This window comes from Rubellimicrobium mesophilum DSM 19309, from assembly GCF_000600335.2.
In the GTDB taxonomy this organism is placed as follows: Bacteria; Pseudomonadota; Alphaproteobacteria; order Rhodobacterales; family Rhodobacteraceae; genus Rubellimicrobium; species Rubellimicrobium mesophilum.
In genome coordinates this window covers 59,512-79,786 of record NZ_KK088562.1, presented here as the reverse complement: position 1 = coordinate 79,786, position 20,275 = coordinate 59,512, and the positions used below count along the sequence as shown (strand labels likewise).

Annotated in this window: 27 protein-coding genes and 1 pseudogene; 13 read left to right on the top strand and 15 right to left on the bottom strand. The window is 67.9% G+C overall.

The window, feature by feature from the left end:
• Positions 1-88: 88 nt before the first annotated feature.
• The 5 genes and pseudogenes from RUMESO_RS08445 to RUMESO_RS28465 all read right to left on the bottom strand — a co-directional run.
• Entirely contained in the window at positions 89-403 is a 315-nt protein-coding gene (locus RUMESO_RS08445) for a gene transfer agent family protein (RefSeq protein WP_037279596.1), read from the bottom strand.
• A gap of 3 nt (positions 404-406) precedes the next feature.
• Complete coding sequence (locus RUMESO_RS08440) at positions 407-820, bottom strand: phage major tail protein, TP901-1 family (protein WP_037279595.1); 414 nt, start codon at positions 818-820, stop codon at positions 407-409.
• 12 nt (positions 821-832) lie between these two features.
• On the bottom strand, positions 833-1,258 hold the full coding sequence (locus RUMESO_RS08435) for a DUF3168 domain-containing protein (protein ID WP_037279594.1): 426 nt from the start codon (positions 1,256-1,258) through the stop codon (positions 833-835).
• A complete protein-coding gene (locus RUMESO_RS08430; RefSeq protein ID WP_037279593.1) occupies positions 1,255-1,590 on the bottom strand; it encodes a head-tail adaptor protein in 336 nt (111 codons plus the stop codon). The genes RUMESO_RS08435 and RUMESO_RS08430 overlap by 4 nt, the downstream gene beginning before the upstream one ends.
• Positions 1,587-1,670, bottom strand: a pseudogene (locus RUMESO_RS28465) (head-tail connector protein); the annotation flags it as partial. The pseudogene RUMESO_RS28465 and the gene RUMESO_RS08430, both read right to left, overlap by 4 nt.
• 132 nt (positions 1,671-1,802) lie before the next feature.
• On the opposite strand from RUMESO_RS28465, the gene RUMESO_RS08425 reads away from it, so the two are divergent.
• The 12 genes from RUMESO_RS08425 (at position 1,803) to RUMESO_RS08375 (ending at position 10,562) form a co-directional block, all read left to right on the top strand.
• Positions 1,803-2,990, top strand: coding sequence for a tyrosine-type recombinase/integrase (locus RUMESO_RS08425; protein ID WP_037279592.1), 1,188 nt, complete (start codon positions 1,803-1,805; stop codon positions 2,988-2,990).
• The gene (locus RUMESO_RS08420; protein ID WP_037279591.1) at positions 2,990-3,739 is read left to right on the top strand and encodes a hypothetical protein; all 750 of its coding nucleotides are present in this window, start codon (positions 2,990-2,992) and stop codon (positions 3,737-3,739) included. The genes RUMESO_RS08425 and RUMESO_RS08420 overlap by 1 nt, the downstream gene beginning before the upstream one ends.
• Positions 3,740-4,059: 320 nt before the next feature.
• Positions 4,060-4,245, top strand: coding sequence for a helix-turn-helix transcriptional regulator (locus tag RUMESO_RS08415; RefSeq protein ID WP_037279589.1), 186 nt, complete (start codon positions 4,060-4,062; stop codon positions 4,243-4,245).
• Positions 4,246-4,254: 9 nt separating this feature from the next.
• The gene (locus RUMESO_RS25030; protein WP_156362773.1) at positions 4,255-4,428 is read left to right on the top strand and encodes a hypothetical protein; all 174 of its coding nucleotides are present in this window, start codon (positions 4,255-4,257) and stop codon (positions 4,426-4,428) included.
• Positions 4,425-6,374: an AAA family ATPase gene (locus RUMESO_RS27020; protein WP_051521136.1), complete on the top strand. Its 1,950-nt coding sequence runs from the start codon at positions 4,425-4,427 to the stop codon at positions 6,372-6,374. The genes RUMESO_RS25030 and RUMESO_RS27020 overlap by 4 nt, the downstream gene beginning before the upstream one ends.
• A 469-nt stretch (positions 6,375-6,843) precedes the next feature.
• A complete protein-coding gene (locus tag RUMESO_RS08405; RefSeq protein ID WP_037279588.1) occupies positions 6,844-7,119 on the top strand; it encodes a hypothetical protein in 276 nt (91 codons plus the stop codon).
• Between the two features lie 30 nt (positions 7,120-7,149).
• The gene (locus RUMESO_RS08400; RefSeq protein WP_037279587.1) at positions 7,150-7,503 is read left to right on the top strand and encodes a hypothetical protein; all 354 of its coding nucleotides are present in this window, start codon (positions 7,150-7,152) and stop codon (positions 7,501-7,503) included.
• Between the two features lie 96 nt (positions 7,504-7,599).
• Positions 7,600-7,863: a hypothetical protein gene (locus tag RUMESO_RS08395; protein ID WP_156362771.1), complete on the top strand. Its 264-nt coding sequence runs from the start codon at positions 7,600-7,602 to the stop codon at positions 7,861-7,863.
• A gap of 243 nt (positions 7,864-8,106) precedes the next feature.
• The gene (locus RUMESO_RS08390) at positions 8,107-8,634 is read left to right on the top strand and encodes a terminase small subunit (protein WP_037279583.1); all 528 of its coding nucleotides are present in this window, start codon (positions 8,107-8,109) and stop codon (positions 8,632-8,634) included.
• Positions 8,624-9,154, top strand: a complete 531-nt coding sequence (locus RUMESO_RS08385) for a hypothetical protein (protein ID WP_037279581.1) — start codon at positions 8,624-8,626, stop codon at positions 9,152-9,154. The genes RUMESO_RS08390 and RUMESO_RS08385 overlap by 11 nt, the downstream gene beginning before the upstream one ends.
• Positions 9,155-9,260: 106 nt before the next feature.
• Positions 9,261-9,482: a hypothetical protein gene (locus RUMESO_RS08380; RefSeq protein ID WP_037279578.1), complete on the top strand. Its 222-nt coding sequence runs from the start codon at positions 9,261-9,263 to the stop codon at positions 9,480-9,482.
• Positions 9,483-10,277: 795 nt separating this feature from the next.
• A complete protein-coding gene (locus tag RUMESO_RS08375) occupies positions 10,278-10,562 on the top strand; it encodes a hypothetical protein (protein WP_037279576.1) in 285 nt (94 codons plus the stop codon).
• A gap of 192 nt (positions 10,563-10,754) precedes the next feature.
• Here RUMESO_RS08375 and RUMESO_RS08370 read toward each other — a convergent pair whose 3' ends face one another.
• The 4 genes from RUMESO_RS08370 to RUMESO_RS08360 all read right to left on the bottom strand — a co-directional run bounded on the left by RUMESO_RS08370 (position 10,755) and on the right by RUMESO_RS08360 (position 13,963).
• Entirely contained in the window at positions 10,755-11,279 is a 525-nt protein-coding gene (locus RUMESO_RS08370) for a YcnI family copper-binding membrane protein (RefSeq protein ID WP_037279621.1), read from the bottom strand.
• Positions 11,280-11,618: 339 nt separating this feature from the next.
• The gene (locus tag RUMESO_RS25025) at positions 11,619-12,134 is read right to left on the bottom strand and encodes a hypothetical protein (protein ID WP_156362767.1); all 516 of its coding nucleotides are present in this window, start codon (positions 12,132-12,134) and stop codon (positions 11,619-11,621) included.
• Between the two features lie 269 nt (positions 12,135-12,403).
• Positions 12,404-12,979: a hypothetical protein gene (locus tag RUMESO_RS25020; protein ID WP_156362765.1), complete on the bottom strand. Its 576-nt coding sequence runs from the start codon at positions 12,977-12,979 to the stop codon at positions 12,404-12,406.
• A 747-nt stretch (positions 12,980-13,726) separates the two neighbouring features.
• On the bottom strand, positions 13,727-13,963 hold the full coding sequence (locus tag RUMESO_RS08360) for a helix-turn-helix transcriptional regulator (RefSeq protein WP_037279573.1): 237 nt from the start codon (positions 13,961-13,963) through the stop codon (positions 13,727-13,729).
• 222 nt (positions 13,964-14,185) lie between these two features.
• Between RUMESO_RS08360 and RUMESO_RS08355 the strand changes: the two genes are divergently transcribed.
• Positions 14,186-14,827, top strand: coding sequence for a hypothetical protein (locus RUMESO_RS08355; RefSeq protein ID WP_156362763.1), 642 nt, complete (start codon positions 14,186-14,188; stop codon positions 14,825-14,827).
• 116 nt (positions 14,828-14,943) lie between these two features.
• Here the strand turns inward: RUMESO_RS08355 and RUMESO_RS08350 are convergent, their stop codons facing one another.
• The 6 genes from RUMESO_RS08350 to RUMESO_RS08325 all read right to left on the bottom strand — a co-directional run bounded on the left by RUMESO_RS08350 (position 14,944) and on the right by RUMESO_RS08325 (position 20,275).
• Positions 14,944-15,411: a head-tail connector protein gene (locus tag RUMESO_RS08350; protein WP_245639200.1), complete on the bottom strand. Its 468-nt coding sequence runs from the start codon at positions 15,409-15,411 to the stop codon at positions 14,944-14,946.
• Positions 15,412-15,472: 61 nt separating this feature from the next.
• Positions 15,473-16,654, bottom strand: coding sequence for a phage major capsid protein (locus RUMESO_RS08345; protein ID WP_037279570.1), 1,182 nt, complete (start codon positions 16,652-16,654; stop codon positions 15,473-15,475).
• A 28-nt stretch (positions 16,655-16,682) separates the two neighbouring features.
• Entirely contained in the window at positions 16,683-17,210 is a 528-nt protein-coding gene (locus tag RUMESO_RS08340) for an HK97 family phage prohead protease (RefSeq protein WP_037279569.1), read from the bottom strand.
• Between the two features lie 8 nt (positions 17,211-17,218).
• Positions 17,219-17,392: a GTA head formation protein, RCAP_rcc01685 family gene (locus tag RUMESO_RS28460; protein ID WP_425414887.1), complete on the bottom strand. Its 174-nt coding sequence runs from the start codon at positions 17,390-17,392 to the stop codon at positions 17,219-17,221.
• Positions 17,332-18,609 (bottom strand): phage portal protein, encoded by a 1,278-nt coding sequence (locus RUMESO_RS08330; protein WP_082483427.1) that lies wholly within the window; start codon positions 18,607-18,609, stop codon positions 17,332-17,334. The genes RUMESO_RS28460 and RUMESO_RS08330 overlap by 61 nt, the downstream gene beginning before the upstream one ends.
• 172 nt (positions 18,610-18,781) lie before the next feature.
• Entirely contained in the window at positions 18,782-20,275 is a 1,494-nt protein-coding gene (locus tag RUMESO_RS08325; protein WP_082483425.1) for a DNA-packaging protein, read from the bottom strand.

Below are 20,275 nucleotides of genomic sequence, written 5' to 3'. Positions count from 1 at the left end.
TCTTCGGCCGGCGATGGCGCTCCGGGTCGAGCCGAGGCGTGGCGGGGTGAACCCCGCCCTACCGGGTCCACCGGATCGAAGGCCGCCCTCATGCGGGCACCGCGAAGGCGCGGGCGAGGAGCTCGGCGGCGGCCTGGACGGCGCCCAGGGGGCCGCCCGCGATCTCGGCGGTGAGGAGGTCGGGGGCGGTGACGGGCCAGCCGCCGCCGCGCAGGCCCGCGACGAGGAGGGCCAGCACGTCGCGGGAGGAGACGTCGCCGGCCTCGAACCGGCCAACGAGGGCGATCAGGGTGTCGTCGCCGAGGGCGGATTCCAGCTCGGCCAGGGCGCCGAGGGTGAGCTTGGCGGTGCGCGGGGTGCCGTCGACGACGACCTGCACCTCTCCGGCATGGGGGTTCGGCATGGCTCAGGCCCCCGTGAAGGCGAGCTGGCCGGCGGAGGCGAGCGAGACCTCGAAGGTGGCCTCGCCGTCGTGGGTGCCGGCGTAGTCGATGGAGGCGATGTGGAACGGGCCCTCCAGGGTGCCGAAGTCGGGGATCACGACCTGGCAGCGGGGGTGGTCGCCCGCGAAGAAGAGGCTCCGCATCCGGGCGTCGGAGGCGGCGTCCTTGAACACGCCGTTCCCCGAGAGCGCGGCGGAGCGGAGGCCGGCGCCGGCCAGCAGCTCGCGCCAGCCGCCGGGGGAGTCGAGGGTGGTCACGTCGACGCTCTCGGCGTTGAGAGCGATGCGCGTGGCGCGGAGCCCGGCGACGGTCTGGAACGAGCCCTGCCCATCCATGTCGATCTTGATGAGGAGGTCCTTGCCGGCTTGAGCGGCCATGATGGGTGTCCTTTAGGGTTGGGGCTGCGCGTCGTCCTCGACGCGGGCGCGGAAGGTGAGGTCGATCTGGCGGGTGTCCCCGGCGCCCTTGCGGGCGGCCTGGGCGCGGAGGAAGCGGAGCGAGACGAGGCGGCCTCGGCTGAGGGGGAGGTCCGCGTCGAGGAGCGCATCGGAGACGGCGGCGGCGGCGGCCTTGGCGGCCGAGAAGCCCGCGCCGTCGGTGACGACCTGGACGACCACGTCGTGCTCGGTCCCGCGCCCGGTCTGGTCGGAGCGATCGCGGGCCTGCTCGGGGCCGAGGGCGACGTAGAGGGTGGGGAGCAGGCCCGGGGGGACCTGGTCGTAGATGTGGTTTCCGACGAGGGCGGTGAGGGCACCGTCGGAGGTGAGGCGGCCGTAGATCGCCGTCTGGAGGGGCTGCGCGAGGGCGTAGGTCACAGCGCGGCCTCCTCGTGGGCGAGGCAGAGGAGGAAGCGGCCCGCTGCGTCGTCGGCGACCGATGCGATCGGGAAGACGCGGGCGCCGTCGCGGAAGCGCTGGCCGGGCTCGGGCCGGGAGGGCGAGCCGTAGGGCGCGGCGCGGACGGTGACCTTGAGCGGCAGCTTGGTCTCGATGGCGCCCGGCTGGGCGGCGAGGCGGGGGCCGGCGGGGGCGACCTCGGCCCAGAGGGCGCCGAGCTCGAACCAGCCCTTGGTGAAGCCGCCGGAGCCGTCCGGGGCGTGGATCGGCGCTTCGAGCCGGAGTCGGCGGGAGAGGCGGGGCGTCCTCATGCCAAGCCCCCCGAGAGGCGCAGCGGACGGTAGCGCTCGATCAGGGCGGTGACGCCGAAGGGCATGCAGCCGCCGTCCAGCTTTCCACGACGTTCCCCAGGAGCCCATAATATCTTGGGGACAAGGGCTCAGATCCTTGTTGCCTGTCCATGATGTTCCTCTAGTGTTCTTGGTGTTCCCGTCTGGAACGGGGGACGCTTCGGGGGACAGGGATGGCAGGTCGGCGACCCGAGAAGGCTCTGAGCGCAGCCTTCGTCAGGACGGTTCGGGATCCCGGACGGTACTTCGACGGGCACGGGCTCTTTCTACGCGTGGACCCCAGTGGCTCGCGCTACTGGGTCCAGCGCATCGCAATCCGGGGCAAACGGACGGAGCTGGGCATTGGCAACGCCTCGCTGGTGTCTCTGGTCGAGGCTCGAGAGGCGGCGCTGGCCAACCGCAAGCTGGCAAGGGCGGGTGGCGATCCCCTCGCCGCCAAGAGGGCCGAGGCCGCGGTGATGACGTTCGAGGAGGCAGCGCGGACCGTACACCGCATGCACCTGCCGATCTGGAAGAACCCCAAGCACGCGGCCCAATTCCTGTCGTCGCTGGAGACCTACGCCTTCCCGAGGATCGGCGGCGTCCGAATGAACGAGGTGAGCTCGGCCGACGTCCTCGACGTGCTGACTCCACTTTGGGCCGAGAAGGTCGACATGGCCCGAAGGGTGCGGCAGCGCATCGGGATGGTGATGAAGTGGGGAGTCGCGAAGGGCTGGAGGAAAGACAACCCGGCCGAGAACGTCCTGACCGGACTGCCGAAGCAGGGGCTCAGCAAAGAGCCCAGGAAGGCCCTGCCCTATCAAGGCGTAGCGGACTGCATTGCGGCTATCCGTACTTCACGCTCCGGTCTCTCGCCGCGGCTCGCGCTCGAGTTCCTGATCCTGACTGCCAGTCGGTCGGGCGAAACTCGCGAGGCCACCTGGCCGGAGATCGACCTGAAGAAAGCCGTCTGGGAGATCCCGGCCGAGCGCATGAAGATGAAGCGGGCCCACAGAGTGCCACTCTCGCCGCGGGCGCTCGAGGTCCTGCGGGAGGCGCGCGGCCTCAGCGAAGCCAATGGACTGGTGTTCCCGGGCAGCCGTCCTGGGCAGCCGATGAGGGACAAGACCCTGTCGCAGGTCATCCGGGTTCTGGGGTTCAGCGCCCACGTGCATGGCTTCCGCACCAGCTTCCGCACCTGGGCTCAGGAGCGGACCAACTTCCCGCGCGAGGTGGCGGAGTTCGCCCTCGCCCATGTGGTCGGGAGCGCGGCCGAGCAGGCGTATGCGCGGTCCGATCTCTTCGAGAAGCGCCGCAAGATGATGGAGGCCTGGGCGGCGTATCTCGCCCAGGAGCGGGGCCAGGTCGTGAGGATCGGATGATGGATCAGGATCCGCTGTTCCTGTGGCGCTTGGCGCCGGACCTGACAATTGAAGACGCTGCCATCCTGATCGCCGGCGGAGATCCTAGTGCGATGGATCCGGGACCTGACCTCGATGGCGAGTACGTCAAACGGACATTCCGACACCCGGGCTTCACGCCTGCGTTCTCGGCACTGAAGGCGGCGATCCGGAAGGGGCAGCTCAAGGCTAAGCTGTGCTATTCGCTCGAGAGGCTATCCGTCCACGAAGTGGAGCACTGGCGTGGCCCGAACTGTTGGATCGTCAGTTCCGGCGATTTGGGCCGGGTTCTGGAAGTACTTGATGACGATCCGTTCGCCGACGTCAAAGCGACGACAAACCCCCTCGGGGGCAAGGATTGCGCGAGGATCCTACGAGAGCCCGACTGGTCGCGTTCGGTGGTGGACGTCGAGGACCTGAAAGCTTGGATGGAGCTTCGCGGCTTCACGACCGGGTTCTTCTTCCCTCCAAGGGAAGGAAGCACGGACGACTTCCTCGACGAGGCGCACGACCACTTCGCCCCGGAGCTCGCCCTGGCCGTTTCGGCTTGGCGTGCGCTGGCCAACAAGCGGACGTTTATCGGAGGCGTGAAGGCCGTGATCAAAGAGTGGATCGCAAGCCATCCAGGCGCGTGGAAAGGGGAAGGAACCCTGTCCGACAATGCGAAAGACCGCGTCGCCACCGTGATCAACTGGAAGCAGGAAGGCGGAGCGCCAAAGACCGGAGCATGAACCCTACCCACCGTCCCGCGAAACCTCGCCCCCTCGGTTGGTCGGACGGTACCCACCGTTCTAGAAAACCCTACCCACCCTTCTCGAAACCCTACCCACCGTTTCTGTCCCTATGAAACAAGGCTTCTGCAGCTTCCAAGGCAGGGCGCAGGTAGGATCATGACCGCCGTCTGGCTGCAAAGGGCGGGCAGGTTCGCCCGAAAGGGTGGGCCGGTTAGAGCTTCGAGGTGGGTGAGGTTTTCTTAACCTATCCCACTATTCGGGACGAGGTGTGTGGCTGATGTTCTGCTTATGTCCACAACCGCGCAGGGAATGCCACCATGCCTGAGAAGCACCTACGCCGCCCCGCCGTCCAGGAGATCACCGGCCTGAGCCGGAGCGCCATCTACACCCTGATGGCCAAGGGTGAGTTCCCGAAGCCCATCAAGCTGACGGCCAAGGCCGTCGCCTGGCCCGAGAGCGCGATCGCGAAGTGGCTCGCCGAGCGCGCCAAGGTCGCGGCGTGAGGGCTGGCGATGATCCCCGAAAGCAGAAACCCCGGCGCGCCTGCCAGCGCGACCGGGGCCCAGTGCAAGTCTCTCAACCAGCCTCAGCATGCCGCCGGCGCGGCCGGTTTGGCAACTCATTTCTGGGATCCGCTGAGCCATAGCGTGCAGCCGATCGGCGAGCTGGGGGCGGTGCTCGCGTGAACCTGCACTCCCAGCCCCTCGACGTCCGGAGCGTCGCCGCTGCGCTGGGGGGCGAGGTGAACGGGCCTGATAGCGTCCTCGCGCCGGGCCCAGGCCATGGGCCCAAGGACCGCAGCCTGTCGGTCAAGCTCAGCGCCGACAAGCCCGACGGCTTCACGGCCCACAGCTTCGCCGGCGACGACTGGCGGGAGTGCCGGGACCACGTCGCCGCCAAGCTCGGCCTGCCGGCATGGACGCCGCGCGACAAGGGCCAGCAGGGGGCCGGTCCGCGCGGGCCCGTGGCCGAGTACGTCTACCACCTCGCGGACGGGGCCCCTTACCTCAAGGTGGAGCGCATCCATGCGAACGGCCGCAAGATCTTCCCCCAGTTCCACTGGACGGGCTCGGGATGGGCCAAGGGCAAGCCGAAGGGTCCAAAGGTCCCCTACCGGCTGCCCGAGCTCCTGGACTCGCCCCACGCGCCCGTGCTGATCGCGGAGGGCGAGAAGGACGCGGACAGCCTCCACCGCCTCGGCCTGATCGCCACCACGGCCTCTGAGGGCGCAGGCAAGTGGACGGCGGACCTGGGCCGCTGGTTCAAGGGCCGGACCGTCTACATCCTGCCCGACAACGACCAGCCGGGCCACGCGCACGCCAACCAGGTCGCCGGGCATCTGCATGGCATCGCGGCCGAGGTGCGGATCGTGGCGCTCCCGGGCCTGCCCGCGAAGGGCGACGTCTCGGACTGGATCGCGGCCGACGGCGACGTCGAGGAGCTGCTGCGGCTATGCGAAGCGGCTCCGGTATGGACACCGGAGAGCGAGCCGCCGCCAGCGGAAGAGCCATCGGAGGCCCTGGCCCCCACGCCGCATGCCTTCGTCTGGCGCGATCCGGCGACCATTCCCCCGGTGCCGCGCCTCTATGGGCTCCACCTCATTCGCCGGCAGGTCTCCGTCACCGTCGCGCCGAGTGGGCTCGGCAAGTCCTCTAATATCATCGTCGAAGGCCTCGCCATTGCGTCGGGCCGGGACCTCTTGGGGGAGGGCTTCGTCAAGCGCCTGCGGGTCTGGATCATCAACCTCGAGGACCCGATCGAGGAGCTCGAGCGGCGGGTCACGGCGGCGATGATCCACCATGGGATCAGGCCCGAGGAGATTGCCGGGCACCTCTTCCTCAGCGGCCGCGAGGACGGCCTGTGCACGGCGGTGATGACGCGGGAGGGGCTCCAGATCGTGCGGCCGGCTCTCGACGAGATCGAGGCCAAGATCCGGGCGGAGGGAATCGACGTCGCGAGCATCGACCCGTTCATCAGCTCGCACCAGGTGCCAGAGAACGACAACGGCGCGATCGACAAGGTGGCCAAGGAATGGGCGGCAGTCGCCACCCGCTGCAACTGTGCGATCGAGATCGTTCACCACACCCGCAAGCTCAACGGGGAAGAGAGCTCGAGCGAGTCCGGCCGGGGGGCGTCGTCGCTCGTGGCGGCCGCGCGCTCGGGCCGAGTGCTCGCCCGAATGACCGAGAAGGAGAGAGCTGAAGCCGGAGTCACGGACGATCCGGCCACGTACTTCTCCGTCCTACGGGACAAGACGAACCAGGCACCGCCGGGCAAACGGGTCTGGCGGCGCATTGCCTCGGTGGACCTGGGCAACGGCGACATGGTGGGCGTCGGTGTCGTGGAGCGATGGACTTGGCCTGACACGTTCGAAGGGATGGGCGTGCAGGACCTCCTCGCGGTGCAAAGGGCACTGGATGGGAAAGGCGCCCGATACTCCGACAAGACCGAGGATTGGGCGGGTCACATTGTGGCGGAGACACTGGGCCTCGACGCCAAGGACGACAAGAAGCGGATCAGCAAGCTGATCGATACCTGGATCGGCTCAGGGGCCCTCGTGAAAGTGGACCTGCGGGACGCCAAGCGGAACCTCCGGCCGTGCGTGGAGGTGGGCGAATGGGCCACCGAGTGAGCCTGCCCCAGTCAGATGGAAAGCACTGTGGCGGCACTGGGGCACTGGGGCGAAAGACGGGCTGCCCCAGTGCCCCAGTAGCGGGCCCCTCTAAAGAGGGGGCCCTGCCACTGGGGCTCACTGGGGCGTCCCAGCCCGTCAGAGCAGGCCGAGGCAGCACTGGGGCAGAGGTTCGGAATGAGCCGCCGCGATCCGCATCCCTTCCGCAGCACCCACAGCAAAGGACCGTCCCCATGAAGGACCCGGGCAACGTGATATTCGCGTGCGAGAACTGCCTGCATTGGGTGGCCCGCTTCGATCACGGCGGGCCACCCGAGGGCGAGTGCCGGCGCCATGCACCTCGCCCGGTCAGCAAACCCGGTAGGGATACGGTTCGGGCGGCCTGGCCCCGTACCGACCCGGAGGCGTGGTGCGGGGAGTTTGCGCCCGATCCCGTCTGTCTCGTCGAGGTGGAGCAGGAGCCCTCAACATGACCCGTCGTGACCATGCCCCCCGCAAGCCCACCGCACCCGAGCAAGGCGCCTGCCGATACCTGGTCGTGCAGATCGACCAGGACGCGGACGTGCCGCGGGACGGGAACGAGACCCTGACCGGACACGGGGTCCTCGTCCCTCGGAATGCGGATGGCTTCTATCGCGACCTCGAGGACGCCCAAGAGATCGCCGAGTACATGAACGAGCTGCACCCGCAGTTCGACACGTACGTCCTCGAGGTCGTTCACCACATCCCGCGCGGCCGGCGGTGACCGGCCGCACCTCACAGACAGGAGCCTGACATGGGAGAGTATCGCGACGTGGATGGGACCATGACCCTCATCACCTGGGACCAGGTCATCCGCGAGATGGAGGTGGAGGCGGCGTTCCAGCGGACGCTCAAGCCCCGCGATCCGCGCCACAAGTCCATGGTCGAGGTGGATAGAGAACTGGGCTACGTCTCGGTCTTCTGGGGTGGTTACTCCTACGACATCGCGATCGAGAGGATTACCAGTCCCGATGACCTGCTGTGGTGGATCGTCCACTTGGCCGAGAAGGGCTGGGAGCACACGACGCCCGAGCGGATCGCGCTGCTGATTGCGATCGTGGTCGACGTCAAGGGCTGGCCGGCCTGGGGCCACAGTGGCACCCGTTGAGACCCAATGACCGCCGCAGGGCACCCCCCTTCCAAAATGCCTGTGCCGGAGAGGGTGGGCCTTTTCCTGGGATTTTACCTCGACTGCGTGGCGCGTATGGCCAGCCATCAGGAGGGACGGCCGAGCAGGAGCGGCACGACGGCGGAGGCGAGGCAGCGCCCGCACTGGCCCGGCTGGGGCTGGTACCTGGCGGTGGGCATCGACTGCACGGGACGGGCGGCGTACGTGCTGCACCCGGCCAAGGTCGAGGGCGCCTCGCCGATGCGGGCCCGGCGCCTGATCGAGGAGTACATGCTGGCCGAGCTGCTGCCGCTGCTCGAGGACACAGGCCCGTTCCCGATGCCGACGGCTGGGTCATGAACGGCCGCGCAAGAGGCTCTGGAGGAAAGCTCTCACGCGGCCTGACCGAGCCCGGATTGGAGGCCGGACGCAGCTGGGCCGACGCTAGCACGGCCCTCCTGGCCAGGTCACCGCCAGTCTGGCAGGCCCCTGGGACGGGTCCCTTCCTGGGCCCCCAAGGGGTATGCGGTCGCGCCGCCCCTGGGGTCGGGGTAGTTTCTCAACTTTTGAAATCGTGTCTAGCCGTCTACCCCTGGAGGTGAGATGCCTACCGAAAAACTGTTCAGCCAAGTAGAGTTAGCCCACATCATGGGCGTCCGGACCTCGACGATCCGCGAGTGGGAGGCGGCCGGCTGCCCTGTCGAGCGCAAGGCCGAGAAGGCAGGGCAGGCCTCGCTCTACAGGGCGGCCGACGTCATTGCGTGGGACCGGGAGCGCGCCGTCCGCGCTGCCACCGGCGACATGGCCGCGTCCGACCTGAATGACCTGCGCAAGCGCAAGCTCGCGGCGGAAGTCATTCTGGCGGAGCTGATCTTGGCCGAGAAGCAGGGACAGCTCGTCCGTCTCGACATCTTCGTGGAGCAAGTCGCTCACGCATGCTCGGCACTCAAGTCGAGGCTGCTGGTCCTCCCCGCTGTGGTTGCGCCCAGTCTCACTCTCGCGACCACGACGCAGGAGTTCTTCGACATCGTGTACCAGGCCGTGATCGAAGCGCTCGAGGACATCAGCTCGGGCAGCTTCAACTTCTTCGGCACCGGAGCAGCGACCGAGGAGCCCAGCGATGCAGTATGAGGACTACGCAGCCGCGATCCACGCGGGCAGCGCGCTGCCCCTGCCGGCACGGCTCAAGGCCTATCGGGAGCGGGTCGACCAGGCCGGCCTTGCACCCCTGTCAGCCTTCGAGGAGGCATTGGCCGACAGCCACCTCATCGAGGGCGCGCGCACTGGATATCCCTGGCTGCACGGCGCGCCGGCGGGGCACGAGGTGGGCGATGTGCTCCGGCCGGATCCCGGGCAGGGCTCGGCCGGGCTCACCATCACCGACGTGCCCTTCTGGGCCGAGCACATGGCCGACCAGAGCCGGCAGCTGGGCCTCGCGCGCTGCGTCTACGTGGTGGAGCCGCAGGGCTCGGTCAGCATGGATCCTGCCGCCTTCCGGCTGGCACTGCTCTGCATCCTCGACAAGACCATGGACCGGGACTCGCCCGAGATCATCCAGGGCATGATGCTGGCCGCTGCCACCCGCCAGTGCGAGAGCGCCACGGTGCTGCGGGTGCTGGTGGTGCCGGAGGAGGGCGGCGCAAGGCATTAGGGCGGGCTGTTCCCCTTGGAACAGACCGGCCGATCAAACCGGATCACCAAGGCGTCAGCGGCTCCGCGACGGGCGCGGCGCGGCGGTGATCAGGGAAGGACGAGACATGATTGAGGCCCCGGCAGTGCGTGTCGGCTTCCCAAGCCGCCTTCAGCAACTGATCGTCTGGCTCATGCGCCTAGGCCGCCAGGAAGCTGCGGCTGGGGCGTCAGCGAACCCCACCGTCGGGGCGCTGCCCTCGGCCCGGCTGCGCGACCTCGGCTTCGAGGCCGACCAGGTCGGCGGCAGCATCGACTTCGCGAAGGGGCAGCACTACCGGCACCTCTGATCGGCAAAGGGGTTCACATGACACGAACGCCTTGGGCGGCCCTGGGGTAACGCCAAGGGCGTCCACAGTATGGACGGGCACGTCACGGCATTTGAGACGGCCAGAGCACCATGACTGCCATGATCAGCCAGGGTGTCGCGCCCACCAGGAACGCGAGAAGGATCCAGGTCGCAGGGGCAAGACGCGGCAGCCGCAGCTTGCGGCCAGGTGGGGATGGATCTGCGGACATGAGCTGCTCCACGCACATCAGGCGGGAGCGCGGTCGCGTCTCTCAGGCGCCGGAGGCCCAGAACGACCCGGCGATGCCCCTGTCGTAGCAGATCGGGACTGAAGCGGCTACATCCTGTGACATACCAGAGCCCTGGAACTAGCCGCGCGTGCCGAGCCAGACCAACATGACGCAGAGGACCGCGACACCGCTGATGATCCCTCTCGGGTAGCTGCCCAGCAGGCCCATGACGTCGGCCAGCATGACAGTGACTCCCCCGGCTGCGCGCCCGTTCGGACGGTCAACCTCAGACCCCGGAGGAGGGTTCACGGCCGGCTTGGGCTCGATGGCAAAAAGGGGTGCCTGCCGGACAGGTACCCCCTTGGCGCGGCGAGGTGGACTGGTGGACTGGTGGACCGTCCACCTCATGTCCACGTCCGTCCACTCGGCCACGGCGCAGCTGGCCACAAAGGCCCGAGAGCCGGCCCGCCGGGCTGTTCCAGACGGAACAGTCGCACTGGACGACGCTCGTCTACGATCTCGGGTGGGGCCCTCTTCCCGGCCACCGCCTCACGGGACATGCACCGATGCCGAAACTGCTCAGCACCAGGATCTGGCAACACAACTGCCCCGCCGTGATCATAGGCATCCGCATGGCCACCGGGACCGTCGAATGCCTCTGGATCCAGAAGGACGGCGGCCTGAGATACCGCGGGCTCGTCCACTACCCCCGGCCGGGCCGTACGCCAGCCGGCGAGGCGATCACCACCTTTGGCCTGATCAGGTTCCGCCGGTTCTCGCTGTCCCAAGCGCCGCTGGCCATGGCGTATGCCAGCGAGCTCGAGCGCGGGGCGGGGGACGACACGCTCTAGATCGAGCCTCATGGGGGCCGTGCAGTCCACCTCTCTCCACACTGTGGAGGCCCGGCGCGCGGGAAGGGGGTCGCTTCAGCCGACACCCTTGGGCCCGAAGGTATGGTCATGGTGACCATTCCTTGGAGCGGCAAGAGGGTGTCAGGACTGCTGGCGCCCTCAGTCTCGCGCTGTTCCAGCTGACAAGTTCGCTCAGTCCTGGCCTGCAGCAGGCGCCGTCACGGTCAGCGCCGGCGCTGGCTCCTCGAGATCCTCTTCGGTCTGCCCCTCGGCCGGGATCTCGATCCAGCGGGTCGCGGCCTCGCCGCACTCCTGCACCACCGGAAAGTAGATGGTCTGCCCGGCCAAGCCCTCAGTCAGGCGACCCCGGAAGACGAACTCGTCATACCAGGCATCGGGGAGCTCGCCCCCACTCCAGTGGATCTCGCGCACGCCCTCGCTCAGCGTCTCGCCGAAGAGCTCGACCGGCTCGGCATAGGCACCGGCCACCGTCTCCAGCGTCCAGCCGGGCTTCGGCATGGGTTTCACGTCGATGACGCCGTCGGGGATCTGCACCCGGATCCCGGTGGTGGCCTCGCCTTCGCAGCCGTGGCCCACCTGTAACACGGCCTTGTAGGCCCCACCCGCCGCGGCCTCGGCGTCCGCGAGGGTGATATGGGCCAGAGCTGGAGTGGCTACCAGCGCGATAAGGGCGCCAACGAGGGCCAGGGTCTTCATCTCGATCTCCATAGGTTCGCTAAAGGACGGCTCTGCATCTCATGTCCAGTTCGTGGCCCATGATATCCGAGCCCGTCGCACTTTGATGCGGGAGATCCCCGCAAGGTTTGCCACCCGTGCCGGCCCGATCGCCGCTGTCCCGAGGCTCCTCGGAGCCGCCCAGGGGCCCCGGGGGCGGCGCGGCACAGGGTCGGCATAGTCCGGAGCACCCTGAAGGCAGAAGGGCTGCCGGCGGGGCGCTGCGGGGCTGGGAGCGCCAAGCGTCCCCGTCAGCCGGCGAGTGGGCAAACCCCGGCACGGCGCGACCGTGGGGTCCTCCCGCGGGGCGCGCCGCCGTAGTTAGAATGCCGTTATGGCGTCTCGGATCTGAAGAACCCCGGCCACAAAAAGCCCAAGGCTGCCGACCGAAGCCCCCAATGCTGCGCCTTGGAAAAAGTTCGCTGCGATCCTCCATCTCAGCGAAGTAGGAGATTCAGAATAATGCGGGATTTCGTAACTCTTAACCATCGTTTCAGCGCACTTCGCGCTTGAATAGTTCGTAAAATAGACCGCCCCGTATCCAACCGCAACGGCCACAACCGCCTGTGCGAAGGTCAGGAGCGGAAGGGCGAAAAGATGAACCCGCGACTCGAAGCCGCCTCCCGATGCCAACGATGACAGAAATGCTAAAAGGGCGACGATCGCGCCACCGTTGATAAGAAAAAGCGCGCGGATAGCATGCTGTCCGCTCTGAATCGTGGCGTCCTGGGCCCTTTCGTAATAAGCATCAATTCGGCCATGGGCTTTGACTACTTCCTCTTTATATATTTGGCGCAGCTCTTCTCGGGTGAAATTCAGCAAAAATTTCGGAGCCATTCTCTGTCCCTACAGTCCGTTCCAGTCCTGTCTAGTGGAAGCCCAGCACAAGCGGCAAGCCGCAGACCCAGAACGGGCGCGCCGAGCGCCGCGGGGGCGAGCTGCTGAAGGACCTGGCGCGGGCCGAGACTCCGGCCGATGGCAAGGCCGGGCCCGGCCGGGGAAACGTGTCCAACGAGGTGACACGTTTAGAGGCCTCCCCCTATGCCCGCACCCTTGCCGACACCGGCATGTCCCGCCAACAGGCGCACCGCTTCCAAACTCTCGCCTTAGGGGATAAGGGGCTGAGCAATGAGGCTTCTTACACTCAAGCCGTTTTCAGTTTCGCGATAGACCAGCGTCGAATTTCCCTGCACGCCAGCGAGAACATGGTAGGGAGGTCCATTTAAGTTGGCGAATAGAGTTATGCGGACTTGGATCATGCCAGTCTGCACGATCCTGTGCACAATTTCGTGCCTCAGTTCTGGCCGGAACTTTTTGGGATCGATAAATCCATCTTCCTTCGGCTGGCTACTAGCTACGAGAGTCCGAAACCTATCCGTATTTCCGAGTATAAGGGGATTGACGATAGGCACAAACCCGCCTCGACTAAATGTCATAACGCAGTATCCGAGCGCGATCTTCGCCAGCATTCTTGCAAATGCCAAATGATCAATGTTGGCTGAAACCAGGTCGGCGCCGTGCGAAGCCAGCTTCTGTCCCACACGTTCCGGGTGTTCTGTGATCACGACGAAGGCGTCTTCGTCAGAAGACACCTGGTCCTCTGGCAACTCTCCAAGGAACGATGCTTCAGTCTTGTAGGTGGGCATCCAAAGAAGGAAAGGCATTTCGTCGAGAGGGATCATAATCTTCTCGTTGCTCTCCTCTCCCCGCTTGTATGCGGGCCAAGACTTGGGCCGTTTCTTGCCTTTTCGGGGTGGGATGCCGGCCTGATAGCGCCCTGGACCAAGGACATGTCGCAGCGCAATCGTTTCGAACGCGTGCGTGATGAGCCGACAACTCTCGCAGCTGGCCTTCGGGAGGATTGTCCGCCCGCCAAGTCCGTAAGGAAGAACGTGTTCGTCTGTTAGCTTTTCAATCCTCCCGCGACAGTAAATGCACTCACCTTCAGCGATTGGCCCCAGGGCGATTGCGAAAGTCATTGGATTGCTACCAAGCTGAAGTTTCGAGATCGTCTTGCTCTCTACGGACGGCGGACTGCCTCCCGAAGTGGCGGAGTAAAGTTGCCAAGGTGGGCAGGCAGCCGCGTCGGCGCGTCAGCTCCAGATCCCCCATGCAATAAGCACTAGCCCCACGAGCATCGCCCCGACGGCTAAGATGCGGACATAGTCGCGCTTGGTCGGGGTGCGGCGGGTCACTCGCTCAGCCTCACCCTTGGCCCAGCAACAGGCCGGCCACTCGGGCGATCATCGCTGAGGCAGCGAGGAGCGCGCCTGCTGAGTTCCACAACGCGGCCCGTCGCTGTTTCGCAACGAACCAGTCCGGAACCTTCCCGTAAAAGGACGGGGTGTGAGGGGCGGAGGTGAAAGCGGCGACAATCCAAGCGGCCGCGGACGCGCTGGCAAAGAGCACCTCGGCAACCAACCAGACCATTACACGCCCTTCCTCAGCGCCACGCCCGGCCCGTTCCCATTCTCGTCGAGGAACACGACGCCGGCGGCCTCGAGGGCGGCCCGGATCGCCAAGAGGTTGTTGCCGCCCGGCGTGCGCTGCTCGCGCTCGAACGCAATGATAGTGTTGCGGGACACCCGTGAAGCTTCGGCCAAAACAGCCTGATCCATGTCCAGCAAGCCCCGAGCGGCGCGACACTGGGCGGGCGAAATGGTCATAAAGAACAACCTTGCGCTTGATGTTGACACGGTGCCCTGAATTGCGCACCATGCCCAAAGCGTATCATTAAGCGCCGTCTAGGAGCAACAGGAATGATCCTTGATAACCCCATCTCGGGGCATGGCCCCGGTTTGCCTGCCGTCACCCGGCGCTCGTTACTCCAAGGCGCTGCCATTCTGACAGCCATGCCTGCCGCCGCCCAGGGCATCCCCACCATAGGGATGCCTTCCACCGAAACCCCGATCCGCCGTCTCTTCGGCGAGTGGCACCGGCTGGAGCGGATCATGATGGCCCGCGAGGCGGTCCCGGACGACGGGACCAACGCGGAGATGGGCGAGCTCGCCCGCATCGAGAAGCAGATCGAGCGCGAGCCCATGACCTGCATGGAGGACCTGGCGCTCAAGATGACGGCGATGAGCTGGTTTTGGCGACTTCGCCCTGAAGCCGGAGGCAGTGCGCGAGGTGACGGCCTTCGTCGGGGACTACATGGCGAGGACGCAAGCATGAGCAGCGTCCGCCTCACCGACGGCCGGGTGCTGCACCTGCCCGGGATGCCATTCGTTCTCGACTGCACGGGTACCATCCAAGCCCCGCCGGAGGCCGACCTGGCCGCGGCCGTGCCGCTGATCCCCGCGGACGAGCTCCTGCTTTTTGCCGGCCGGCTGGTGGGCGGGGCCCGGAAGCGCCGCCGGCAGCCCCGGTATGCCGAGGTGAACGAGGCCCGGCTCAGGCTGGCGCGGCTCTGCCTCGAGCGGGCCATTGAAGACGGCATCTACTGCCAGCCGCTCTCCGAGAATGACCGGTCGCTCACGCTCGCCCATGATCCTGCCGAAAGGTGGATGGATGGAGGGACGCAGGCATGATGCATCCGGCTTCTCCTATTCAGGACAGAGGGTTGTCTTTCCTATGCGGCGGGGCATGCAGCCGCCGTCGAAGGCCACGTCGTAGCGGTATTCGTGGTAGTGGGCGGCGAGCATCATCACGGCCTGCGCGAGGTCGGGGGAGGGAGGTCCTCCCAGGCGGGGCCGTAACCGGCGGTGAAGGTGACGCGGGCGGTGCCATTCTGGGGGATCGCCGGGAGGCAGGCGCCCAGAGGGAGGAGGCAGGGGCGCGTTGCGTCGTCCTCCAGCCGGACGGCGGGCAGGAGGTCCGTGGCGGTCCCGGTGGCATCGGTGAGGGTGACGGAGAGGACGGCGCTGACCGGCGCGGCGGGAAGGGGCTGGCGTTCGGGCGAGCGCCAGGCGGAGAGGGTGAGGAGGAAGCTGCGGCTCAGGAGGGCCTTGCCAGTGCGGCCTTCGATGGCGGCGAGGGCGGCCCGCAGGAAGCCGGCGAGCAGCGCGTCCTGCAGGCTGTCGTCGGGAAACCCCGTCCCGAGGCGCAGGTGCTCCCTCAGGCGGGCGACGGGGAGCGCCGCGTCGGGCACCTCCGTCAGTTCGACCAGATTCATCGCGAAATCCTTCGCTGGGGGTCGGGGGATGGGGCCGTCACGGGGACGGCCCCGGGGTGGATCAGCTCGCCGCGAACTTGAGGAGCTTGATCGCGCCGAAGTCGGTCACGCCGCCGCCCACGCGCTTGGTCGCGTAGAAGAGGACGTGGGGCTTGGCGCTGTAGGGGTCGCGCAGGACGCGCAGGTCGGGCCGCTCGGCGATCGTGTAGCCGGCCTGGAAGTCGCCGAAGGCGATGGAGAGCGAGTTGGCCGCGATGTCGGGCATGTCCTCGCAGATCAGGACCTTGTAGCCCATGAGCCGCGCGGGTTCGCCCGCCATCATGCCGTCCGACCAGAGGAAGCGGCCGTCGGCGTCCTTGAGCTTGCGCAGGACGCCCGTGGTGCGGGAGTTCATCACGAAGCAGGCGCGGGCGCGGTACTGGGCGGGCAGCGCGTAGACGAGGTCCACCAGCGGGTCGATGGTGGTCAGGGCGCCCGCCGCGCCGGTGGCGACGTAGCCCAGGTTGCCCCAGCTCCAGCTTCCGTTGGCGACGGCGTTGTAGGCCAGGACGCCCTTGGGCTTGTCCACGCCGTTGCCGCTGACGAAGGCGGCGGATTCGGAGCGGGCGAACTTCTCGGCGATGCGGCCCGCGAGCCAGGTCTCCACGTCGAAGGCGGCGTCGTCCAGCAGGCGCTGCGAGGCCTTGGGCTGCGCGGCGAGTTCGTGGACGGGGATGTTGATCTTCTCGAGGGTGCCGGTGGTGGCCTCGGTCGCGGCGGCCGTCTCGGCGGCCCAGCCGGCGCCGACCTCGCCCCGGTCGATCAGGATGTCGAGCGACCCGGCCTCGACCTGCACGACGCTGGCGATGGAGCGGATCGAGGCGGTGGAGACGAGGACGTTGCGGATCGTCTCGGCGGCCTGCGGGGAGACGAGCACGCCGCCGTCGGAGGCGACCGCCGTGGACATGGCCTTGGCCTCGTAGCCGAGGCTGCGCATCCCGGCGTCGTCGCCGTTGCGGAGGTAGGTGTCGAACGCCTTCTGGTGGGGGGCCTCCTGGGTCTCGGCGGAGAGCATCGGGCGGAAGGCGGCGTGGGTCATCTTGCGGTCGAGCTTGGTCATCTGGTCCTCGTGGTGCTGGAGTCGGGTGGCAACGTCGTCGGAGAAGGCCTTGAATTCGGCCAGGAAGCCGGTCACGGCGGCTTTCACTTCGGGGCTCGGGGACAGATCTTCCCCGGCCCGAGAGATCGTCTCGGGGGTGGTCATCTTCGATCCTTTCGGAGGTTGGTGGTGGTCAGGTCCTGAGCCGGGCGCGGGCGTCCCGCGCGGCGGCTGCAAGCTTGTGGAGGAGCGCGGCGTCGGCCTTCTGGGCCAGGCGCGCGTCCCGGAGCATCGGGAAGGTCACGAGGGACACCTCCCAGAGCTCCAATTCGTGAAGGCGGCGTCTACCTTGCGCGTCCTTGGTCGCGCGGATCGTGCGGTAGCCGATGGAGAGGCCGTCGATGGCCCCGGCGCGGACCAGGGCGGCGGCCTCGCGGCCCCGCTCGACGTCCGGGAGGATGCGGCCCTTGACCCAGAGGCCACGGGCGTCCTCCTTGACCTCGTCCCAGATCCCAATGGGCTGGGCGGGGTCGTGCTGCCAGAGCATCTTGACGCATTCGTCCCGGGCCACGAGGCGGCAGAGGGAGGCGCCATAGGCCCCCTTCTCGACGATGTCGCCGCCCTGGTCCTCGGCGCCCCAGAGCGAGGCGTAGCCCTGGACCTGCGTGCCGTCGGCGGTGACGGCGATGTCCGGCAGGGGCCGTGTGAACTTGGTTTCCATGATCTCCCTCAGGGAAGGTGGTTGAGGAGCGACTGGGCGGCCTGGGCGAGGATCACGCCGACGACGCCGTAGACGGTGATCCAGAGGCGCTTCTCCAGGCGCTCCATGGTGGTCTCGATCTTCAGGAGCGCCGTGTTGAGCTGGGCGAACTGAAGCTCGGCGAGGCGCTCCTGGTGCTCGATCTTGAGGCCGGGGGCGCAGAGGAAGGGCGGGGCTCGCTCATGCCGGGGCCTCCGTGGGGGAGGCCGAGGAGTGCGCGCTTCTCGGCGGGCGTGAGGAACGGGGCGCTGCTGATGCGGCGCCATTGGGCGTCGCGCTCGGCGGCGAGGGCCGGGATCTGGTCGAGGTCGGGCGCGAGGGTGATCCGCTCGCCGGTGAAGTCCGAGAGCCAGTCGCTGATGGCGCTGGTGACGCGGGTGGCGAGCGGGAGGACCGTGAGCCGGTAGAAGGTGCGGTTGGCCTCCTGGTAGTTGGCGTAGGTGGCGTCGCCGGGGATGCCGAGGATCATCGGCGGGACCCCGAAGGCGATGCTGATCTCGCGGGCGGCGGCCTCCTTGGTCTTCTGGAACTCCATGTCGGACGGGCTGAAGCCCATAGGCTTCCAGTCGAGCCCGCCTTCGAGGAGCATCGGGCGGCCGGCGTTGCGGGCGCCCTGGTGCTGGGCCTCCATCTCGGAGACCAGGCGGTCGAACTGGTCGGGCGTCATCGTGGCGCCGTTGGGGCCGTTGTAGACGATCGCGCCGGAAGGGCGGGCGGCGTTCTCCAGGAGCGCGAGGCTCCAGCGGGAGGCGCCGTTGTGGACCTCGATGGCGCTTGCGGCGGCCTGGAGCGCCGAAAGGCCGTAATGGTCGTCCTGAGGATGGAAGCTCTTGACGTGGCAGACGGTGCTGGCGGGGAAGCGGAGCTTGCGGCCGCCGACGGTGTAGTCGTAGGCGACGGGCCAGCCGTCCTCGCCCGGGACCACGGCCATGCGATCGGAGCGCAGGACGTGGAGCTCGGTCGGCAGGGCGTCGTCGGCCACGGCCTCGACGTAGCCGTTGCCGGTGAGGAGGAGCTGGCCGTAGAGGGATTCGAGCAGCTCGGCGCGGCCTTGCGCGGGGTTGGGGCGGGCGATGAGGTCGAGCACGGGGTGCTCGCTGTAGCGGGTGCGGGCGTTCTGCAGGACCAGGGGCAGCGCGGCGGCGGCCTCGGCGATCAGGCGGACGGCGCGGAAGCCGACCGGGTTGCGGGCGAAGCCGGCTTGCGTCAGGGCGACGGTGTCGCGGGGGGCCATGGCAGGGCGACCCGGCAGGGCGATCAGTTGGCCGGCGGCGGAGGCCTTGGCCTCGGGAACGGGGGCGGGGACCGCGACGGCCCCGGGCTGAGCCCCCATCTCCTTGCGTTTCAGAAAGTCGAACATCGTTTGCTATCTCCTCGGGCCGGGTTCGCGGTCCGTGCGATGAAGGTCTCATTCAAGGGTTAACGGTTCGTTACCCGGGCGTTCGTTGGGGGGTGGGGCGACGCAACACCCCCCTATCAAGCTGTTGATCCGATTGGACTTCAGCATCGGAAGGGGTGTTGCGTCGCCCCTCTCACAGGGAGCGAATCCCGGGATTCGTCCAGTGATTCGACGGCGCCAGGATCGCCTCGTGGAGGGCCCAGACGAGGGCGTCGAGGCGGTCGGGGGAGCCCCGGCCCCTGAAGCCCGCGACGGTCATGCGGGTCATTTGGTCCTCCAGCGCCGAGAGATCCGTGGTGCGCAGGTGGTGGACGCGGCCCTGCTCATAGAGGGCGGCCACGGGCTCGGCGCGCAGGCCCTTGCCCTGCGAGGCGTGGACGCAGGTGATGGGAAGCGTCGGGTCGATATGGCGCAGGATGGACTCGACCATCGCGCCGCCCTGGTTGGATTCGACCACGATGCGGTCCGCGCCGTGGCGGCGGAAGGCCTGCACGACCGCCCTGCCCCACTGGTCGGGCGAGGTGCCCTGGACCGTGGCGTCCTCCAGCACCCAGGCCTGCCAGTCCTTGACGAGGCCCCGCGTCACGGCCCCCACGGCGACGATGCCGGTCGAGTCCGAGCCCTTGCCCATGGAGACGGCCGGGTCCACGGCGATCACCACGCGGTCGAAGGTCGGCGTCGTGTCGACCCGGGCCGCGTCGATCAGGGCCCAGGACCAGAGCGCGCCTTCGAGGTCCTGGAGGATCAGGCCGTCGAGCTCCTGCTTGCCCAGGGAGGTGTTGCCGTAGCGGGCCTGGACGTCCTCCAGGAAGCTTTTCGCCAGGAAGGCGCGGTTGGAGCGGGTGTTGCCGTGGGTCTGGACGGTGTTCGGCCGGTTGAGGAGGTCGAGGAGGAGCGGCGAGCTGCGCGGCGTGGTGGTCTCGACGCAGCGGGGGTCGTCGCCGAGGCGGAGGCCGAACTGGAGCATGTCCCAGGCCTCCTCGGCCTTCTTCCACTTGGCGAGCTCGTCGGCCCAGGCGCAGTCGAACTGCGGGCCGCGCAGGGCCTCGGGTTCATGCGCGGAGAAGAGCTGGGCCACGGCGCCGTTCGGCCATTCGAGCATCCGGCGGGTGGCGTGCCAGTGGGGCCGACGGTCGGGGGGCGAGCAGGCGAGGAGGCCCGAGTCGCCGAAGACCATGACCTCGCGCGCCTGGTCGATGGTCTCGGCCAGGAGGGCGACGCGCTTGGCGCGGCCCTGGTCCTGCGGGCGGCGGCCCTCCACCTGCGAGCGGACCCACTCGGCGCCGGCGCGGGTCTTGCCGGCGCCGCGTCCACCGAGGATGACCCAGGTGCGCCAGTCGCCCTTCGGTGGGAGCTGGTGGGGATGGGCCCAGAAGTCGAAGAGCCAGGGGAGGCCGCGAAGCTCCCTGTCCGAGAGGGCTTCGAGGGTCCAGCGGACGAGGTCGGGGTCCTGGGTGGCGAGGAAGCCCGCGCCGTGGGTGGGGAGGGGAGCCGGGGGGACCGGCTCCTGTTGGATCGCGGGGGACGAAGGGACAGGGTCGGCGAGCTCGGGAGTCGTCGGGGCGCTCGCAGGTTGCACGTCCGGCGTCCGCGCCTGCCGGGCACGTTCTTCGAAGGTCAGCTTCAT

Coding starts and splice junctions, on each gene's coding strand:
- RUMESO_RS25030 (WP_156362773.1), top strand. CDS start 4,255: ATGATCCCCGAAAGCAGAAACCCCGGCGCGCCTGCCAGCGCGACCGGG.
- RUMESO_RS08400 (WP_037279587.1), top strand. CDS start 7,150: ATGGGAGAGTATCGCGACGTGGATGGGACCATGACCCTCATCACCTGG.
- RUMESO_RS08395 (WP_156362771.1), top strand. CDS start 7,600: ATGGCCAGCCATCAGGAGGGACGGCCGAGCAGGAGCGGCACGACGGCG.
- RUMESO_RS08345 (WP_037279570.1), bottom strand. CDS start 16,654: ATGACCACCCCCGAGACGATCTCTCGGGCCGGGGAAGATCTGTCCCCG.
- RUMESO_RS08325 (WP_082483425.1), bottom strand. CDS start 20,275: ATGAAGCTGACCTTCGAAGAACGTGCCCGGCAGGCGCGGACGCCGGAC.
- RUMESO_RS08380 (WP_037279578.1), top strand. CDS start 9,261: ATGATTGAGGCCCCGGCAGTGCGTGTCGGCTTCCCAAGCCGCCTTCAG.
- RUMESO_RS08375 (WP_037279576.1), top strand. CDS start 10,278: ATGCCGAAACTGCTCAGCACCAGGATCTGGCAACACAACTGCCCCGCC.
- RUMESO_RS08420 (WP_037279591.1), top strand. CDS start 2,990: ATGGATCAGGATCCGCTGTTCCTGTGGCGCTTGGCGCCGGACCTGACA.
- RUMESO_RS08445 (WP_037279596.1), bottom strand. CDS start 403: ATGCCGAACCCCCATGCCGGAGAGGTGCAGGTCGTCGTCGACGGCACC.
- RUMESO_RS08405 (WP_037279588.1), top strand. CDS start 6,844: ATGACCCGTCGTGACCATGCCCCCCGCAAGCCCACCGCACCCGAGCAA.
- RUMESO_RS08330 (WP_082483427.1), bottom strand. CDS start 18,609: ATGTTCGACTTTCTGAAACGCAAGGAGATGGGGGCTCAGCCCGGGGCC.
- RUMESO_RS08425 (WP_037279592.1), top strand. CDS start 1,803: ATGGCAGGTCGGCGACCCGAGAAGGCTCTGAGCGCAGCCTTCGTCAGG.
- RUMESO_RS08360 (WP_037279573.1), bottom strand. CDS start 13,963: ATGACCATTTCGCCCGCCCAGTGTCGCGCCGCTCGGGGCTTGCTGGAC.
- RUMESO_RS08355 (WP_156362763.1), top strand. CDS start 14,186: ATGCCTTCCACCGAAACCCCGATCCGCCGTCTCTTCGGCGAGTGGCAC.
- RUMESO_RS08385 (WP_037279581.1), top strand. CDS start 8,624: ATGCAGTATGAGGACTACGCAGCCGCGATCCACGCGGGCAGCGCGCTG.
- RUMESO_RS08340 (WP_037279569.1), bottom strand. CDS start 17,210: ATGGAAACCAAGTTCACACGGCCCCTGCCGGACATCGCCGTCACCGCC.
- RUMESO_RS08390 (WP_037279583.1), top strand. CDS start 8,107: ATGCCTACCGAAAAACTGTTCAGCCAAGTAGAGTTAGCCCACATCATG.
- RUMESO_RS08440 (WP_037279595.1), bottom strand. CDS start 820: ATGGCCGCTCAAGCCGGCAAGGACCTCCTCATCAAGATCGACATGGAT.
- RUMESO_RS08370 (WP_037279621.1), bottom strand. CDS start 11,279: ATGAAGACCCTGGCCCTCGTTGGCGCCCTTATCGCGCTGGTAGCCACT.
- RUMESO_RS08430 (WP_037279593.1), bottom strand. CDS start 1,590: ATGAGGACGCCCCGCCTCTCCCGCCGACTCCGGCTCGAAGCGCCGATC.
- RUMESO_RS08415 (WP_037279589.1), top strand. CDS start 4,060: ATGCCTGAGAAGCACCTACGCCGCCCCGCCGTCCAGGAGATCACCGGC.
- RUMESO_RS25020 (WP_156362765.1), bottom strand. CDS start 12,979: ATGATCCCTCTCGACGAAATGCCTTTCCTTCTTTGGATGCCCACCTAC.
- RUMESO_RS25025 (WP_156362767.1), bottom strand. CDS start 12,134: ATGGCTCCGAAATTTTTGCTGAATTTCACCCGAGAAGAGCTGCGCCAA.
- RUMESO_RS08350 (WP_245639200.1), bottom strand. CDS start 15,411: ATGAATCTGGTCGAACTGACGGAGGTGCCCGACGCGGCGCTCCCCGTC.